The 15,304-nt window shown below is 66.5% G+C and carries 20 protein-coding genes; 10 read left to right on the top strand and 10 right to left on the bottom strand.

Annotated elements, in window-relative coordinates; genetic code table 11:
* The first annotated feature begins 201 nt into the window (after positions 1–201).
* Positions 202–912: a DUF1223 domain-containing protein gene (locus B9Y97_RS00565; RefSeq protein WP_085528024.1), complete on the top strand. Its 711-nt coding sequence runs from the start codon at positions 202–204 to the stop codon at positions 910–912.
* Here the strand turns inward: B9Y97_RS00565 and B9Y97_RS00560 are convergent.
* From B9Y97_RS00560 to purB, 5 genes are all read right to left on the bottom strand, one after another.
* A complete protein-coding gene (locus B9Y97_RS00560; RefSeq protein WP_085524932.1) occupies positions 899–1,792 on the bottom strand; it encodes a DMT family transporter in 894 nt (297 codons plus the stop codon). The two genes, B9Y97_RS00565 and B9Y97_RS00560, sit on opposite strands and share 14 nt — an antisense overlap.
* Before the next feature lie 97 nt (positions 1,793–1,889).
* Positions 1,890–2,258: a hypothetical protein gene (locus B9Y97_RS00555; RefSeq protein WP_085524931.1), complete on the bottom strand. Its 369-nt coding sequence runs from the start codon at positions 2,256–2,258 to the stop codon at positions 1,890–1,892.
* Between the two features lie 151 nt (positions 2,259–2,409).
* Positions 2,410–3,453 carry a flagellar motor switch protein FliG gene (locus tag B9Y97_RS00550; RefSeq protein WP_254900959.1) on the bottom strand — a complete coding sequence of 348 codons (1,044 nt, stop codon included), beginning with the start codon at positions 3,451–3,453 and terminating at the stop codon, positions 2,410–2,412.
* Positions 3,454–3,623: 170 nt separating this feature from the next.
* On the bottom strand, positions 3,624–3,782 hold the full coding sequence (locus B9Y97_RS17850) for a chitin-binding domain-containing protein (RefSeq protein ID WP_139828180.1): 159 nt from the start codon (positions 3,780–3,782) through the stop codon (positions 3,624–3,626).
* A 69-nt stretch (positions 3,783–3,851) separates the two neighbouring features.
* Positions 3,852–5,159, bottom strand: coding sequence for an adenylosuccinate lyase (purB, locus tag B9Y97_RS00545; RefSeq protein ID WP_085528023.1), 1,308 nt, complete (start codon positions 5,157–5,159; stop codon positions 3,852–3,854).
* Positions 5,160–5,235: 76 nt separating this feature from the next.
* Here purB and B9Y97_RS00540 point away from each other — a divergent pair, with 76 nt between their 5' ends.
* Complete coding sequence (locus B9Y97_RS00540; protein ID WP_085528022.1) at positions 5,236–5,649, top strand: DUF6314 family protein; 414 nt, start codon at positions 5,236–5,238, stop codon at positions 5,647–5,649.
* 174 nt (positions 5,650–5,823) lie between these two features.
* Complete coding sequence (locus B9Y97_RS00535; protein WP_085524929.1) at positions 5,824–6,408, top strand: biotin transporter BioY; 585 nt, start codon at positions 5,824–5,826, stop codon at positions 6,406–6,408.
* Positions 6,409–6,462: 54 nt separating this feature from the next.
* Here the strand turns inward: B9Y97_RS00535 and B9Y97_RS00530 are convergent, their stop codons facing one another.
* Complete coding sequence (locus B9Y97_RS00530) at positions 6,463–7,035, bottom strand: NYN domain-containing protein (protein ID WP_085524928.1); 573 nt, start codon at positions 7,033–7,035, stop codon at positions 6,463–6,465.
* Between the two features lie 121 nt (positions 7,036–7,156).
* Here B9Y97_RS00530 and B9Y97_RS00525 point away from each other — a divergent pair, with 121 nt between their 5' ends.
* Positions 7,157–7,843: a phosphatidylserine decarboxylase gene (locus B9Y97_RS00525; protein WP_085524927.1), complete on the top strand. Its 687-nt coding sequence runs from the start codon at positions 7,157–7,159 to the stop codon at positions 7,841–7,843.
* 10 nt (positions 7,844–7,853) lie between these two features.
* Positions 7,854–8,597 carry a CDP-diacylglycerol--serine O-phosphatidyltransferase gene (gene pssA / locus B9Y97_RS00520; RefSeq protein WP_085524926.1) on the top strand — a complete coding sequence of 248 codons (744 nt, stop codon included), beginning with the start codon at positions 7,854–7,856 and terminating at the stop codon, positions 8,595–8,597.
* Positions 8,598–8,619: 22 nt separating this feature from the next.
* Here pssA and B9Y97_RS00515 read toward each other — a convergent pair whose 3' ends face one another.
* The 4 genes from B9Y97_RS00515 to pyrC all read right to left on the bottom strand — a co-directional run bounded on the left by B9Y97_RS00515 (position 8,620) and on the right by pyrC (position 12,508).
* Complete coding sequence (locus B9Y97_RS00515) at positions 8,620–9,048, bottom strand: nuclear transport factor 2 family protein (protein ID WP_085524925.1); 429 nt, start codon at positions 9,046–9,048, stop codon at positions 8,620–8,622.
* 3 nt (positions 9,049–9,051) lie between these two features.
* Complete coding sequence (locus B9Y97_RS00510) at positions 9,052–10,542, bottom strand: replicative DNA helicase (protein WP_085524924.1); 1,491 nt, start codon at positions 10,540–10,542, stop codon at positions 9,052–9,054.
* A gap of 173 nt (positions 10,543–10,715) precedes the next feature.
* On the bottom strand, positions 10,716–11,396 hold the full coding sequence (locus B9Y97_RS00505; protein ID WP_085524923.1) for an orotate phosphoribosyltransferase: 681 nt from the start codon (positions 11,394–11,396) through the stop codon (positions 10,716–10,718).
* Between the two features lie 71 nt (positions 11,397–11,467).
* Positions 11,468–12,508 (bottom strand): dihydroorotase, encoded by a 1,041-nt coding sequence (pyrC, locus tag B9Y97_RS00500; protein ID WP_085524922.1) that lies wholly within the window; start codon positions 12,506–12,508, stop codon positions 11,468–11,470.
* Positions 12,509–12,741: 233 nt separating this feature from the next.
* Between pyrC and B9Y97_RS00495 the strand changes: the two genes are divergently transcribed.
* The 5 genes from B9Y97_RS00495 to B9Y97_RS00475 all read left to right on the top strand — a co-directional run bounded on the left by B9Y97_RS00495 (position 12,742) and on the right by B9Y97_RS00475 (position 15,301).
* A complete protein-coding gene (locus B9Y97_RS00495; protein WP_176224259.1) occupies positions 12,742–13,158 on the top strand; it encodes a thermonuclease family protein in 417 nt (138 codons plus the stop codon).
* Positions 13,155–13,667 (top strand): O-acetyl-ADP-ribose deacetylase, encoded by a 513-nt coding sequence (locus B9Y97_RS00490; RefSeq protein WP_085524920.1) that lies wholly within the window; start codon positions 13,155–13,157, stop codon positions 13,665–13,667. The genes B9Y97_RS00495 and B9Y97_RS00490 overlap by 4 nt, the downstream gene beginning before the upstream one ends.
* Positions 13,668–13,783: 116 nt before the next feature.
* A complete protein-coding gene (locus B9Y97_RS00485; protein WP_085524919.1) occupies positions 13,784–14,155 on the top strand; it encodes a hypothetical protein in 372 nt (123 codons plus the stop codon).
* A 256-nt stretch (positions 14,156–14,411) separates the two neighbouring features.
* Complete coding sequence (locus B9Y97_RS00480; RefSeq protein WP_085524918.1) at positions 14,412–14,777, top strand: NADH-quinone oxidoreductase subunit A; 366 nt, start codon at positions 14,412–14,414, stop codon at positions 14,775–14,777.
* On the top strand, positions 14,768–15,301 hold the full coding sequence (locus B9Y97_RS00475) for a NuoB/complex I 20 kDa subunit family protein (RefSeq protein ID WP_176224258.1): 534 nt from the start codon (positions 14,768–14,770) through the stop codon (positions 15,299–15,301). The genes B9Y97_RS00480 and B9Y97_RS00475 overlap by 10 nt, the downstream gene beginning before the upstream one ends.
* The last annotated feature ends 3 nt before the right edge of the window (positions 15,302–15,304 follow it).

Below are 15,304 nucleotides of genomic sequence, written 5' to 3'. Positions count from 1 at the left end.
TTGACGTTACGAAAGTTTGGGCGCTGATGTGCCCCCTTTGCCGCTGCGGCGCAAGAGGCGGTTGCGCCAATTGTATACCGTTGCACACCGTAATGCAATCGCCCCCGTGTCATCGAGGCGTTTCATCCTATCGCAAAACCTTGATTGGCAGGTGAGGGGGGGCTGGTCTAGGTAGAGATCGTTCACATGGAAACGAGCCAGATGCGATCCTTTCTCCTAGCCGCCACGACCGCTCTTGCGGGATTTGTTTCATCCCCAGCGCTGGCCGACGAAAAACCGCTCGTGGTGCTCGAGTTGTTCACCTCGCAAGGCTGCTCGAACTGCCCCCCGGCAGATGCCCTCGTCGCCGAACTTTCGGCGCGCGACGACGTGCTGCCGTTGGCGCTGCATGTCGATTACTGGGATTACATCGGCTGGGCCGACAGTTTTGCGCAGCCGGAATACACCGCGCGCCAGAAGGGCTACGCCCGCGCCGCCGGGCATGGCTCGATCTACACGCCGCAGATGGTGATCGGCGGCGTCGATCACGTGGTCGGGTTCAAACCGATGAAGGTGGCGGGGCTGTTGCAGGCCCACGGCGAGAAGCCTGCAGACGTCGAGATCGAGGCCGAGATCGTCGATGGCCAGTTTCGAATCATCTGCAAGATGGTTGAGACAGGCGCGCAGATCGGTCGGATGAACGTCGATCTCGTGACCTATATTCCGCAAGCCACCGTCAAGATCCGCACCGGCGAGAACGCGGGTGAAACCATCACCTATGCCAATATCGTCACCGGCTGGGAGCGGCTCGGGGTCTGGTCCGGCGAGGAGGCCTTCGCGGTGATGGCCCCGACCAGCACCGGCGCGCGCCATGCCGTGATCGTGCAGGAGGAAGGGCCGGGCCCGGTTCTTGCCGCGTTCAGGTTGCGCTGATATCGGCCTCGCGGCGCGCCCGCGCGTCGCGGGTTTCCCGGTGCCAGACATACACCCCCGCCGCCGCGATGATCGCCGCGCCGACGATCGTGGCCGCATCGGGCCATTCGTCGAAGAACAGGATCCCCCAGAGCGTGGCGAACAGCAGCCCGGCATAGGAGAACGGCGCCACGACCGAGGCTTCGGCCAGCATGAAGGCGCGGATCAGCAGGAACTGTCCGAGCGCCGCGACCCCGCCGATGGCGATCATCAGCACGAGGGCGCGCCCGCTCGGGGCCTGCCAGACCGGGACGACCGCGATCGAGAGCACCAGCGCGCCAAGCAGTGCCGTGTAGAACAGCGAGGTCCAGACCGACTCGCCCCTGCCGACAAAGCGGGTGACGAGGGCGAAGCCGGCGTAGAACACCGCGCCTGCCAGCGCCAGGAAGGCGCTGGGCGAAAACACCTCGGTGCCGGGCCGGATGATGATCAGCGCGCCGGCAAGTGCGGCGAGAATGCCGAACAGCCGCCGCATCCCGATGCGTTCGCCCAGAAACAGCGCCGCCCCCAGCGTGATCAGCACCGGGTTGACGTTGATCAGCGCGGTGGCTTCCGCCAGTTCCATCCGGCTGATCGCGAAAAAGAACAGCGTGGTGGCGAGCAGCAGGAACAGGGAACGGAGGAATTGCAGCCACGGATGGTGGGTGCGCACAATCCTGGTGATCCGGGGCAGCAGGAGCAGCGTCACCAGCAGGGTCTGGCCCGCGTAGCGCGCCCAGACCACCTGCACCACGGGCAGTTCCTGGGTGAGGGATTTGGCGATGGTGTCCATCACCGTCATGTTCAGAACCGCGAGAAGGTAAAGCCCGATGCCTGCGCCCACGGGCGTGAAGGCCCTCATCGTGCGCCTGACGCCGGTTGCCGGGGGGAGGTGGGATGCTTGCACATGAAACGAGTTTATGCAGGCCGCCGGCGGGATGCGCAAGGCGCGGGCGGCGTCAGCCGTTGCCGGGCGGTTCGAACCGGATGCGCAAGGCGAAAGGCTGCGGAGACGGCGCGCGCATCAACTGGAAAACCCGCAGCTCGATCTGCCCGGGCAGATCGCCGAGGAAGATCCGGTCGGAGCGGGCATCGAAATACCCCGGTGCGGAAACCGAAACGTTCTGCCCCCCAACCAGTTCGATACTGAGATTCTGTCCGGTCGGGAATCGCAGGTCGTAGCAGATTTCGCCCTCCTGCGGCGCGGATCCGTTCAGATCGCCCGTGGTGAACCCGGCCCCGAAGCGGAGGATCTGGCAGGTATCGGCATGGATCGCCTGCGGGGTGAGCAGGGCGCAGGCGAGGGACATCGCTTTGGCGAGACGCATGATGAAACAACCCCGAGCAATCTTGACCACTGGTTGAGAAGCCTAGATGCGATGACACTTTCCCGCAAGTCTGAGCCGCGGGGCGGGCAAGGTATCGAAGGGAGGTGGCGGCAAGGCCAGGCCGGGGCTCGGGCGCGGCGCGGGCATTGCCCTAGCCGTCATCCTCGCCGGCAAGCAGCAGGATCTCGCCCGCCGCCTCCAGTTCGCGGATCGCGTTGACCACGGCGTTCATCGCCTCCTCCGCTTCCCTGGGCTTGACCTTGCCGAGGTTTTCCATCTCCTCGCGCAACTGGTCGGCCATCCGTTTCGACATCGCCCCGAGGATGAACTCGATGGTTGCATCCACCGTGCCGGTTGCCCCTGCGAGCGCGGTGATGAGCACCGCCTGGTCGACCTCGCGGGTGATCTTGGGCACGTCGCGCGGATCGATCCGCTCGGGGATGTTGGCGAAGGTGAAGATCGCCTTGCGCACCTCTTCGGCGAAGGCGGCATCTTCCTCGTCGAGCCCCTGAAGAACCTCGTCGCGGGTGGCGCCGGGGGCGAAGTTGAGGATCGCGCCGACCCGCTCCACCGGTCCCTCGACGAAGGCCCTGGCGGGCTGCGCATCAAGCTGTTCGGCGAGCGATCGCCCGATCCGGTCAACCACTTCGGGTGCGATCGACCCGGTGAGCGAAACGGCATAGGCCACCCGGCGCGCGCGCGGCCCGGGCAGGCGCGAGATCAGGTCGGCGGCGACGGAGACCTTGAGCTTGGAGAGCAGGACCGCGGCGATCTCGACGCTTTCCTCCTCGAGCACCGCAAGCAGGCGCGCGGGATCGAGCCCGGCGATGGTGCTCCAGGGGTCGCCGCGAAAGGTGATCCCCTGCGCCTTGCGGATGCTGGTGGCGGTGGTGGGGCTGATCGTGCCGTCGAGCACCGTGAGCGCCCCTTCCAGCCCGCCGGGAAAGGACAGGCCGACATCCTCGATCTCGGCCACGAATTCGTCGATGACGGATTTGAGCGTGATCCGGTCGACAAAGCGCATCGTTGCCATCTGCTGCGCGAGTTCCGCCTGCAGCGGCTCGGGCAGATCGGCAAGCGACAGCTTCACCCCTTCGGCGAGCAGCAGGCGCACGATGATTGCGGCCTTCTGCTTGCGCGAAAGCCGCCGCGGCACCGTGGCACCGCCAAGCGCCGAGCCGGGCGCATCAAGCACCTCGGGAAAATGCGGGCCATTCCCGATGGCGGGCAGCGCCGTTGTCACCTCGTTCCTCCTGGCCATTCGCCGTGGGGCGAGACTGGCAGGCGCGGGTTAACAACACACTTACGCACCTGAAACCGAACGGAAAAAATCCGATCAATTTGGTGCGATCGGGGCTGCTCCGATCAGCTTGAGACGATTTCCACGCAAGCCTGCTTCTCTTCGTCCCAGCTCAGGCCGGTGGCGCAGACATTGGCGGATTCCTTGTGATCCGAGCACATCGCGAAGCCCGCGGCGGGCATCAGCGCGAAGAAGGCGGCGGTGAGAAACTTGGTCGCTTTCATTCCGGAACTCCCTGTTATGGACCACCAGAATACCACGATTCCCCGCCGCCGCCGATCACGCGCGCGCGATCAGGCCTCCGCAAACACCCGCCGGAAGATCGTGTCGACATGCTTGGTGTGATAACCGATGTCGAATTTCTCCTCGATCTCCGCGGGGCTCAGCGCCGCCGTCACCTCCGCGTCGGCCAGAAGCTCGGCCTTGAAGTCGGCGCCCTGTTCCCAGACCTTCATCGCGTTGCGCTGGACGAGGCGGTAGGCGTCTTCGCGGCTCACCCCGGCTTGTGTGAGCGCCAGCAGCACCCTCTGGCTCATCACCAGGCCTTTGAACTTGTTCATGTTGGCGAGCATGGTCTCGGGGTAGATCACCAGCTTTTCGATCACGCCGGCAAGCCGGTTCAGCGCGAAATCCAGCGTGATGGTCGCATCCGGCCCGATCCCGCGCTCGACAGAGGAGTGCGAGATATCGCGCTCGTGCCAGAGTGCGACGTTTTCCATCGCCGGGATCACGGCCATGCGCACGAGGCGGGCGAGGCCGGTGAGGTTCTCGGTCAGCACCGGGTTGCGCTTGTGCGGCATCGCGCTCGACCCCTTCTGGCCCGCGGAGAAGAACTCCTCCGCCTCCAGCACCTCGGTACGCTGCATGTGGCGGATCTCGGTGGCGATATTCTCGATCGACGACGCGATCACGCCGAGCGTGGCGAAGAACATCGCGTGTCGGTCGCGCGGGATGACTTGCGTGCTGATCGGCTCGGGGCGCAGGCCGAGTTTCTCGCAGACGTGTTCTTCCACCGCCGGGTCGATATTGGCGAAGGTGCCGACCGCACCCGAGATCGCGCCGGTGGCCACTTCCCAGCGGGCTTTCTCAAGCCGGTTCTTGTTCCGGTCCATCTCGGCGTAGAACCGCGCGAAGGTCAGCCCCATCGTGGTCGGCTCGGCGTGGATGCCGTGGCTGCGGCCGATCCGCACCGTGTCCTTGTGCTCAAAAGCGCGTTTCTTCAGCGCCGCGAGCAGCTTGTCCATGTCGGCCAGCAGGATATCGGCGGCGCGCACGAGCTGGACGTTGAAGGTGGTGTCGAGCACGTCGGAACTGGTCATGCCCTGGTGCACGAAGCGTGCCTCGTCGCTGCCGATATGTTCGGCGAGGTGGGTGAGAAAGGCGATCACGTCATGCTTGGTAACGGCCTCGATCTCGTCGATCCGGGCGACGTCGAATTCCACGTCCTTCGCGCGCCACACGGCGTCGGCGTTTTCGCGCGGGATCACCCCGAGGTCGGCCTGGGCGTCACAGGCGTGGGCCTCGATCTCGTACCAGATGCGGAACTTGGTGGCAGGCTCCCAGATCGCGGTCATCTCGGGGCGGGCATAGCGGGGGATCATCGGCGGCAGCCTTTCGGTTTGTTTGGGCGTCGTCGGCGTCATAGACTGGCGGCGAGATTTGAACAAGGCGGGCACCATGCCGCAACTGAACGACTTCGCGGGGCAATGGCGCATCGCGCGCCGGATCGAGGATGGCTGGATGGGCCATACCGCGCTGTTCGAGGGTATCGCGCGCTTCGTGCCCGATGCCGAGGGGCTGGTCTATTCGGAAGTCGGTGAGTTGCGGATTCCGAAGGAGGCTCCGATGGCGGCGCGGCGCAAGCTGTTGTGGCGACAGGATGGCGCGACCATCGCCGTGCTCTACGAGGATGGACGTCCGTTTCACCGCATCGACCCCAGCGCGCGGGTGGTGCAGGACTGGCACGAGTGCGACCCCGACGCCTACGATGTGACCTACAATTTCACCCGCTGGCCGGAGTGGCGGATGATCTGGAAGGTCTGCGGGCCGCGCAAGGATTACGTCTCGATCTCGGATTTCCGGCCGGCGTGAGCGAGGGCGGTTCGCACCGGACGAAGGGCGGCGACGCCCCGGAATATTTGCATATCCCGCTTCGCAGCTTTGCAAATTTTCTGGTCGCATGGCGGGCTTTGGCCGCCAACGGGCTTGCGCAAGGGGCCGCGCTGCGGCAAAACTCCCGGGACGACTTCAACAGGGGAGACACCCATGGCCGTTACGATGAACAAGGTTCTGGGCGAGGCTTTCGGCCCGCAGACCGGGGCCGCGCGCGCCGCAAAGGACGTGGCGCTGGTGCTTGGCGGCATCGCGCTGCTGACGCTCGCCGCCAAGATCCGGGTGCCGATGTGGCCGGTGCCGATCACGATGCAGACCTTCGCGGTGCTTGCCCTCGGTGCCGGGCTGGGCCTGCGTCTCGGGCTGGTGAGCGTTCTGGGCTACCTCGCCCTTGGCGCCGCCGGGTTCGCCGTCTTCACCGGCGAGGGTGCAGGGCTGGCCTATATCGCCGGGCCCACGGGTGGCTTCCTTGCCGGTTTCGCGCTTGCCGCCGCGGCCATGGGCCTGCTCGCCCGGCGCGGCTGGGACAAAACGGTGCTCGGCATGGCGGGCGCGATGCTCATTGGCACCGCGATCATCTACACCGTGGGGCTTGGCTGGATGGCGCATCTCTTTGCCGCCGAACACGGGCTGGCGTGGGTCTTCGAGAAGGGGATGCTGCCGTTCCTGCCCGGCGATGCGCTCAAGCTGGTTCTGGCCGCCCTCGTGGTGCCGGGGCTGTGGAAGCTCGCACGCTGAAGGATGCGCCTGCGCGAACCGACAAACGCCGCCCCCGGGGCGGCGTTTTTCGTTTCACCGGGCTTGTTCAGGACCAAGATCGAGCCAAGGCCGCCCCTCGCGGAAACCGCCGCGCAGCAGGTGGCCCGGTGTTTGCACCTCGGGAAACTCACCCGCCCAATCGCGAAAGCGGTCATTCGTGACGATCCGCGCGCCGAGATCGCGCGCGGCGGTGAGGATGAAGGGGTCGGCGGGCGTGCCCTTGGGCACCACCATTACCCGGTCGAGCGGCAGGCCAAGGCGTTCGCTGAAGGCGCGGTCGTTGTGGTGGCGGCCGAACAGCAGGTAGCCGGCGTTGGCGTCGAACACCACGCCCGGGGTCATGCCGAGGCCGGAGACATGGGCGAGCACCGCGCGGACGCTATCGAGATCGGGGATTTCATTGCGCCAGTGCATCACGTTGGAGCCATCGAGGATCACCCAGTCCTGAGCCACCTTGTCGGCCCCGTGCCAATCGCGCAGGAGCAGGTAAAGGCTGGCAAGCGCAGCAGGGGCCGCGACCAGCATCAGGTCGGACCAGCCCGGCAGGAGGAAGGCCACCAGGAGACCGGCGAGTGAGGCGAACAGGAACAAGGCTGGCACAATCATGACGTGAGTTTAATCGCGGTGAGCGGCGGCGGCAAGCGCTCACGTTACGGGGTTCGGCCAGCGGCCTTTGACAGGGCCCCCCGAGGTTCTATAAGCGGCGCACCACAACAGAGGCGCTCTCATGTCCGTTTCCATGCTGTCCACCTTCGTCAAGCCGATGCACCCCGAAGGGCGACGCTTCGTGGCCATTGCAGGTGCGCTCGCGGTCATCCTGTTTCTCGTCTGGCCGCCGCTCGGCTGGATCGGGCTGGGGCTGACGATCTGGGTTTACTACTTCTTCCGCGATCCCGAGCGCGTCACCCCCGACCGGCCCGGCGTGATGGTGTCGCCCGCCGACGGGGTGGTGTCGTTGCTGGAACCGGCGGTGCCGCCGGCCGAACTGGGACTGGGCGACGGCGAGATGATGCGGATCTCGGTCTTCATGTCGGTGTTCAACTGCCATGTGAACCGGGTGCCGGCGGCGGGGCGGATCACCCGGGTGGCCTATCGCCCCGGCAAGTTTCTCAATGCCTCGCTCGACAAGGCCTCCGCCGACAACGAGCGCAACGGCCTTGCGATCGACCTTGCGGACGGGCGGCGCTACGGCGTGGTGCAGATCGCCGGACTGGTGGCGCGGCGCATCCTGTGCTGGGTGGGCGAGGGCGAGGAGATGGCCACGGGCGACCGCTTCGGCCTGATCCGCTTCGGCTCCCGGCTCGACATCTACCTGCCCGAGGGGGCCACGCCGCTGGTGGCGATCGGCCAGACCATGGTGGCGGGCGAAACCGTCATCGCCGATCTCGGCGTGGCAGGCGCGGTCGCGGGGTGAGGGCAGAGGCATGAGCGATCCGGCCGGACGCGCCCGGGTATCCATCGTCCAGTTGATCCCCAACATGGTGACGCTGGCGGGGATGAGCCTCGGGATCACCTCGATCCGCTTCGCCATCGACGAACGCTTTTCGGTGGCGGCGTTCCTGATCCTGATGGCGACGGTCTTCGACGGGCTCGACGGCGTGCTCGCCCGCCGCTTGCGCGCCTCGTCAGAACTCGGCGCGCAGCTCGATTCGCTTGCCGATTTCGTGTCGTTCGGGGTTGCCCCTGCCGTGCTCGTCTACCATTTCCTGCTCGCGCCCTTGCCGGGGCTGGGCTGGGTTTTCGCCTTGCTCTTCGCCGCCGCCAGCGCGCTCAGGCTGGCGCGCTTCAACGTGCAATCGGGCCAGGCCGACGCGGACGATGCCGACAAACGATACTTCACCGGCGTGCCTGCGCCCGTCGCCGCGCTGCTGGGGCTTCTGCCCGTTTTCCTCGTGCTTGCCGGGCTCGACGCGCTTGGCAACTGGCCGCTCCCCGTGGCGCTCTGGCTCGGCCTGGTGGCGCTGCTCATGGTGTCGACGCTGAAGACGATCTCACCCAAGGCGATGCGGGTGCGGCCCGGGCAGGTGGTTTTCGTCTTCGTCCTCACCGTGGCCGTGGTCGGGCTGACACTCACCCGGCCCTGGCTGCTGCTGGTCATCCTCGATCTCGCCTATCTCGCCTATATCGGTCTTGCGGTCGCGCGCGCGCGCGGCCGCATCCTCGGCTGACCGGGCCTGATCCGCGCCGCGCTCAGGCGGTTTGCGGCATCGAATGCCACCAGATCCGCACCTCGCGCGCCAGCCCGTCGGGGCCGATGTTGGCCGTGAGCGTGCCATCGAGGATCATCCGTGGCAGCGGGTCGCCCGGGTTGCGCGGCGGCAGCGCGGTGCCGGTGGACTTCGCCCAGATCGCGAACAAGTCCTCCGAGGCGACCTGGTATTCGACGTGCCAATGCGCAACGCCGCCGGTGGCGGTCTCGGCGAGCACCTCGTAGCGCAGCGAGATATCGTCCTGCAGCTTGATCCGGTCCCAGTAGGTGGCGAGCGCCTCGGGCCCTTCCTGCACCTGGAACGGGGTGTTGTGGTAGCGCCCTTCAGGCGCGAAGAGCGCGGCGAAGCCTTCGCTGTCCTGGCCCTCCCAGACCCGCTTGTAGGCGGCCATGAAGTCGTGGATCGACACCGGTCAGAATCCCTCGCCCTGCTGCCATGGTTTGACGAGGTTGCCGAACCGGGTGAAGCGGCCCTCGAAGCTCAACTCGACGTTGCCGATCGGGCCGTGGCGCTGCTTGCCGATGATCACCTCGGCCTTGCCGTGCAGCCGCTCCATCCGGTCCTGCCAGTCGGCCATTGCGTCGAGCTTGTCGTCGGAGGGTTTTTCGCGCTCGGCGTAGTATTCCTCGCGGAAGACGAACATCACCACGTCGGCGTCCTGCTCGATCGAGCCGGATTCGCGCAGGTCGCTCAGTTGCGGGCGCTTGTCCTCGCGGTTCTCGACCTGTCGCGAAAGCTGGCTGAGCGCCACCACGGGAATATCGAGTTCCTTGGCGATGGCCTTCAAACCTTGCGTGATCTCCGACACCTCGTTCACCCGGTTGTCCTTGGCCGAGGCCGGGCGCAGGAGCTGGAGGTAGTCGACGAAGAGCACGTCGAGCCCGTGCATCCGCTTGAGCCGCCGGGCGCGGGCGGCAACCTGGCTGATCGGCAGGGCGGGGGTGTCGTCGATGAACAGCGGGCAGGCTTCGAGCGCCTTGGCGGCATCGACGAAGCGGCGGAACTCGCCTTCGGTCATGTCGCCGCGGCGGATCTGTTCGCTGGGCACTTCGCTCGCTTCGGAGAGGATCCGCGCGGCGAGTTGTTCGGCCGACATCTCGAGGCTGAAGAACCCCACCACGCCGCCGTTGATCGCGCCCTCCGAGCCATCGGGCAACTTGCCCTTCTTGTAGGCCTTGGCGATGTTGAAGGCGATATTGGTGGCGAGCGAGGTTTTCCCCATCGAGGGGCGTCCGGCGAGGATCAGGAGGTCGGACCGGTGCAGGCCGCCGAGCTTCTTGTCGAGATCGTTGAGCCCGGTGGAGGTGCCGGCAAGCCCGCCATCGCGCTGGAAGGCGGCGTTGGCGACCCGCACCGCGTCGGTGACGGCGTTGAGGAAGCTCTGGAACCCCTTCGAGGTCTGCCCTGTTTCCGCGAGCTTGTAGAGCGCCTGCTCGGCCTCGACGATCTGCTCGGCGGGGGTGCCGGTCTCGGCCATGCGCGCGGCGGTGGAGGAGATCTCGGTGCCGAGCTGCATCAATTCGCGCCGCAGATGCATCTCGTAGATCATCTGGGCGTAGTCCTGCGCCGCGAAGGACGAGATCGCCGCCCCGGCGAGGCGGGCGAGATAGGCGGCACCGCCAAGCTCCTTCAGCCCCTCGTCGTCGCCGAGATAGGCCTTCAGCGTGACCGGCGAGGCCAGCATGTTGGCGGTGATCCGGCGTGCCGCTTCCTCGAAGATCCGCCCGTGCACCGGCTCGTAGAAATGCTCGGGGCGCAGGATCTGGGCGACGCGGTCATAGGTTTCGTTGTTGGTCAGGATCGCGCCGAGAAGCTGCTGTTCGGCCTCGATGTTGTGCGGCATCGCGCCGGTCTCTTCGCCCGCGTCGGCGGTGTTGCCCTTGATCTGGCTGATCTCGTTCATGCTGTCCCCCTTGCTGCGACGGGTTTGCCAAACCGTGGCAGCGGGCGCAAAATGTATGTTTCTGTGGATGTCCTGTGGACAAACAGCGGTGCGCTGTTCCTACCACATTTCGGCGTTCGTTTCATCATGCCACGATATCTTGCGCGGTCAGCCGCCGGACTGTGGCGATAAGATCAGCCCTTGCGGTGTTTTTCCTGCCACCCGCGCGGATCGTTCAGGAAGGCCTCGACCTCCGTGAGCGTCGCGGCATCGAACACGCCCTGCGCCTTCGCCTCGGCCAGCACGTCCCACCACGTGCACAAGTGATGCAATTGAACGCCATGATCGCCAAGGGTTTTCTCGGTTTCCGGGAAGATGTCGTAGTAGAAAATGACGGCGGTATGCCCGCAGGTCGCTCCGGTTTCGCGAATCGCATCCACGAAGGAGAGCTTGGAGCCGCCGTCGGTGGTGAGGTCTTCCACCAGCAGCACCCGCTCGCCCTCGTTCAACTGGCCTTCGATCCGGGCCCCCCGACCGTAGCCCTTGGGCTTCTTTCGCACGTAGGTCATCGGCAGCGCCAGGCGCTCGGCCACGAGCGCCGCGAAGGGGATGCCCGCCGTCTCGCCGCCGGCGATGTTGTCGAAGGCCTCGAAACCGGCGTCGCGCATCACGGTGACGGCCATGAAATCCATCAGGGTGCTGCGGATGCGCGGGAAGGAGATCAGCTTGCGGCAGTCGATATAGGTCGGCGAGGGCAGCCCCGAGGCGAGGATGAACGGGTCTTGGGGCCGGAAGTTCACCGCGCCGATCTCGAGCAGCATCCGGGCCGAAAGCCGGGCGATTTCGGATTTGTCGGGGAAGGCGGAGGGGATCATGGTGCAGGCTCCTTTCGGGCGGGGCCAGGAAAATTCGAATTTTCCTGGCAAATTTCTTCGAAGAAATTTGGCTAGCGCTCCACCCGCCAATGCAGCGCAAAGCCGGGGTCGAACAGCGTCACCGGGCCATCGTCGGTTGCGATCGTGGCCGGGTAGGTCACCGGATCGCCTCGGGTGAGGGTGATCGTCTCCGCGTTCACCGGCAGGCGGTAGAAGGCAGGGCCGTTGAGGGAGGTGAAACCTTCGAGCCGGTCGAGCGCGCCTTCCTGCTCGAATACCTCCGCGAGGCACGACATCGTGTTGGTCGCCGAGAACACCCCGGCACAGCCGCAGGCGTGCTCCTTGAGGTGGGTCAGGTGCGGCGCGGAATCGGTGCCGAGGAAGAAGCGCGGGTTGCCCCCGGTGGCGGCGGCGCGCAGGGCAAGACGGTGCTCCTCGCGCTTGGCGACGGGCAGGCAGTAGTAATGCGGCTTGATCCCGCCCACCAGCAGGTGGTTGCGGTTGATGATCAGGTGATGGGTGGTGATCGTGCCGCCGAGATCGTCGCCTCCGGTGGCGACGTAATCCACCCCGTCCTTCGTGGTGATGTGCTCCATCACCACCCGCAGGCCGGGCGTGGCGCGGCGGATCGGATCGAGCACGGTGTCGATGAACACCGCCTCGCGGTCGAAGATATCCACTTCCGGCGTGGTCACCTCGCCGTGCACGCAAAGCGGCAGGCTGATCTCGGCCATGGTCTCCAGCACCGGCCGCACCTTGTCGAAGTCGCGCACGCCGGAGGCCGAGTTGGTGGTGGCCCCGGCGGGGTAGAGCTTCACCGCCGTCACCAGCCCGCTCTCGGCGGCGGCCTTCACGTCGGCCGGGTCGGTCTCCTCGGTGAGGTAGAGCGTCATCAGCGGCGTGAAGGTCATGGCCTCGGGCAGGGCGGCCATGATGCGCGCGCGGTAGGCGGCGGCATCGGCCCCGGTCACCACCGGGGGCACGAGGTTCGGCATCACGATGGCGCGGGCGAAGTGGCGCGCGGTTTCGGGCAGGACGGCGCTCAGCATGCTGCCGTCGCGCAGATGCAGGTGCCAGTCGTCGGGGCGGCGGATCGTGAGTGTCTGGGTCATCGCCGGTGAAATAGCGCAAGGGCGCAGGCGGGGCCAGTGGGTTTGTGCGCTGCGCGTGACGGCGCTAGAAAAGGGCAGGCAGGTGGAGAGAGCCGATGCGGCGAGCGGGCAGGAACAGGCTGCGATTGGTGCCAAAGCGCCCGGCCCGGGCGCGGCGGCGACAGCCTTTCTTGTGGAGACGGTCGGAGCGGCGCGCGCGTCGTCGTCGCGCCTTCGGGTTCTGGGCAGGGCGCGTGGCGGTTTTTGGCCCGGTGCTTTTTGTCGTGCTCTTTCGCGTGGCCGAGATCGCCACCGGCTACACCACGCCCGCCACCGGCTGCCGCGTCACCGGCGTGGTCGACGGCGACACGGTGCGGCTGTCCTGTCCCGGTCGAGAGGAAGACAGGGGGCGGCTGGTCGGCTTCGACACGCCCGAGGTGTTCTCGCCGCAATGCGCCTCGGAGTGGCGCCGGGGGGTGGCCGCCACCGCCTTTCTTCGCAGGGAAATCTGGGCGGCGGACAAGATCGAAACCCGCATTCGCGGCACCGACCGCTACGGCCGGCTACTTGTCGCACTCTACCTCGATGGCGAGAACATCGCGGCGCGCATGGTCGCCTCGGGGCATGCGCGGGTGTATCACGGCGGGGCAAGGACGGGCTGGTGCGAATGAGTGTCGAGATCATCGGGGCCGATATCACCACGCTTGCGGTGGATGCGATCGTGAACGCCGCCAACGAGAGCCTGCTGGGCGGCGGTGGCGTGGACGGGGCGATTCACCGCGCGGCGGGGCCGGGGCTGCTTGCCGAATGCCGGGCGCTGGGTGGTTGCCCGACCGGGGAAGCGCGGATCACCGGCGGGCACGATCTGCCGGCGCGGTGGGTGATTCATACCGTCGGCCCGGTCTGGCGCGGTGGCGGGGCGGGCGAGCCGGCGCTGCTGGCCTCGTGCTACCGTCAGTCGTTCGTGCTGGCCGAGGCGGCGGGCTGCGTCAGCATCGCCTTTCCGGCGATCTCGACAGGGGTCTACGGCTATCCCGCCGAGGCTGCGGCCCGGATCGCGGTGCGCGAGGCGCGGGCCTGGGTTGTGGGCGGGCATGATCCGGGCCGGGTGATCCTGTGCTGCTACTCCGAGGCCAGCGCGGCGGCGCACCGGGCGGCGCTTCAGGAGAATGAAGGTTGAAAAGTGAAAGGACGGGTCAGGGTGATGCGGTTTGTGAAAGAAGCTGTTGCGAAGATGACATTGTGCTGTTGTATCAGTGACCTGCGAGGCCTTCCTGATCTGGCGAGGCCAACGCCATGTTGAGCGCGGCAGCGGTGATCTACGCTGGCCTTGCCGCGCTGGTCGTGCTGTTTCAACTGGCGCTGGCGGCAGGCGCACCCTGGGGCCACCTGGCGATGGGCGGGCGCTATCCCGGCCGCTTCCCGCCGTCGATGCGCGCCGCCGCCGTTGTCCAGGCCGCGGTGATCGTCGCGCTGTCCCTGATTATCCTTGGCGGGGCCGGGTTGGCGAGGCCCGCGCCGCCGGGCTGGCTGGTCTGGGCGGTGGTGGCGGTCTCGGCGCTTTCGGCGGCAATGAACCTTGCCACGAAGTCGATTCCCGAGCGCCGCCTCTGGGCCCCGGTGGCCCTGCTCATGCTGGTTTGCGCCCTGCGCGTCGCGCTGGGCTGAGGGGGGCGATGCGGCGGGTGCGAAAAAAACGCCAGCAGCGCGCGTCGCATGGACGGGAGCGGCCACGGGCGCGGGCCGCCGCCGTCACTGTAAACAAATGTATACAAAGGGAAAAGCGCCGCGAAATTCTCGGCTTGCCGGTCACATTCGCCGCAAGGAATGTGAACGCGGTTCGGTTGACCCCCCCGGGCGCGGGGAGTAAACCGCGCACGACGAGCGAAACTCTCGCGGGACTTCCCCGCCAAAGGAGCCTCACGTGGAAGACCTTCTTCGCGAATACCTCCCGATCATCATTTTCCTGGCCGTCGCCGTTGCCCTCGGTCTGGTGTTTCTGATCGCCGCCGCGGTGCTGGCGGTGCGCAACCCCGACCCGGAAAAGGTCTCGGCCTATGAGTGCGGTTTCAACGCCTTCGACGACGCGCGGATGAAGTTCGACGTGCGCTTCTACCTGGTGTCGATCCTGTTCATCATCTTCGACCTCGAGATCGCCTTCCTGTTTCCCTGGGCGGTGGCGTTCCAGGATGTCGGGCTGCTCGGCTTCTGGTCGATGATGGTGTTCCTCGCCGTGCTGACCATCGGCTTTGCCTACGAATGGAAGAAGGGGGCGCTGGAATGGGCGTGATGACCGGAGCCAACACCGCCGGGGCCGACAAGGAGGCCAGCGCGCGGGTGCTGGGCGAAGAGCTGGCCGACAAGGGCTTTTTGCTCACCACCACCGACGACATCATCAACTGGGCGCGCACCGGCAGCTTGCACTGGATGACATTCGGGCTGGCCTGCTGCGCTGTCGAGATGATCCACGGCGCGATGCCGCGCTACGATTTCGAACGTTTCGGCACCGCGCCGCGCGCGTCCCCGCGCCAGTCCGACCTGATGATCGTGGCCGGCACAGTGACCAACAAGATGGCCCCTGCAATCCGCAAGCTCTACGACCAGATGCCCGAGCCGCGTTACGTGATCTCGATGGGCTCCTGCGCCAACGGCGGCGGCTACTACCATTACAGCTATTCGGTGGTGCGCGGGGTTGACCGGCTGATCCCTGTGGATGTCTACGTGCCGGGCTGCCCGCCCACGGCGGAGGCGCTGCTCTACGGGGTGCTCCAGCTCCAGCGCAAGATCCGCCGCACCGGAACGATTGTGAGGTAGGCC

The sequence above is a fragment of the Maritimibacter sp. HL-12 genome (assembly GCF_900177545.1).
Classification (GTDB): Bacteria; Pseudomonadota; Alphaproteobacteria; order Rhodobacterales; family Rhodobacteraceae; genus Sinisalibacter.
Note: the sequence above shows the minus strand (reverse complement) of the source record. Positions and strands in the feature narration are given on the sequence as shown.

Coding starts and splice junctions, on each gene's coding strand:
- B9Y97_RS00565 (WP_085528024.1), top strand. CDS start 202: ATGCGATCCTTTCTCCTAGCCGCCACGACCGCTCTTGCGGGATTTGTT.
- B9Y97_RS00560 (WP_085524932.1), bottom strand. CDS start 1,792: ATGAGGGCCTTCACGCCCGTGGGCGCAGGCATCGGGCTTTACCTTCTC.
- B9Y97_RS00555 (WP_085524931.1), bottom strand. CDS start 2,258: ATGCGTCTCGCCAAAGCGATGTCCCTCGCCTGCGCCCTGCTCACCCCG.
- B9Y97_RS17850 (WP_139828180.1), bottom strand. CDS start 3,782: ATGAAAGCGACCAAGTTTCTCACCGCCGCCTTCTTCGCGCTGATGCCC.
- purB (WP_085528023.1), bottom strand. CDS start 5,159: ATGATCCCCCGCTATGCCCGCCCCGAGATGACCGCGATCTGGGAGCCT.
- B9Y97_RS00540 (WP_085528022.1), top strand. CDS start 5,236: ATGCCGCAACTGAACGACTTCGCGGGGCAATGGCGCATCGCGCGCCGG.
- B9Y97_RS00535 (WP_085524929.1), top strand. CDS start 5,824: ATGGCCGTTACGATGAACAAGGTTCTGGGCGAGGCTTTCGGCCCGCAG.
- B9Y97_RS00530 (WP_085524928.1), bottom strand. CDS start 7,035: ATGATTGTGCCAGCCTTGTTCCTGTTCGCCTCACTCGCCGGTCTCCTG.
- B9Y97_RS00525 (WP_085524927.1), top strand. CDS start 7,157: ATGTCCGTTTCCATGCTGTCCACCTTCGTCAAGCCGATGCACCCCGAA.
- pssA (WP_085524926.1), top strand. CDS start 7,854: ATGAGCGATCCGGCCGGACGCGCCCGGGTATCCATCGTCCAGTTGATC.
- B9Y97_RS00510 (WP_085524924.1), bottom strand. CDS start 10,542: ATGAACGAGATCAGCCAGATCAAGGGCAACACCGCCGACGCGGGCGAA.
- B9Y97_RS00505 (WP_085524923.1), bottom strand. CDS start 11,396: ATGATCCCCTCCGCCTTCCCCGACAAATCCGAAATCGCCCGGCTTTCG.
- pyrC (WP_085524922.1), bottom strand. CDS start 12,508: ATGACCCAGACACTCACGATCCGCCGCCCCGACGACTGGCACCTGCAT.
- B9Y97_RS00490 (WP_085524920.1), top strand. CDS start 13,155: ATGAGTGTCGAGATCATCGGGGCCGATATCACCACGCTTGCGGTGGAT.
- B9Y97_RS00485 (WP_085524919.1), top strand. CDS start 13,784: ATGTTGAGCGCGGCAGCGGTGATCTACGCTGGCCTTGCCGCGCTGGTC.
- B9Y97_RS00475 (WP_176224258.1), top strand. CDS start 14,768: ATGGGCGTGATGACCGGAGCCAACACCGCCGGGGCCGACAAGGAGGCC.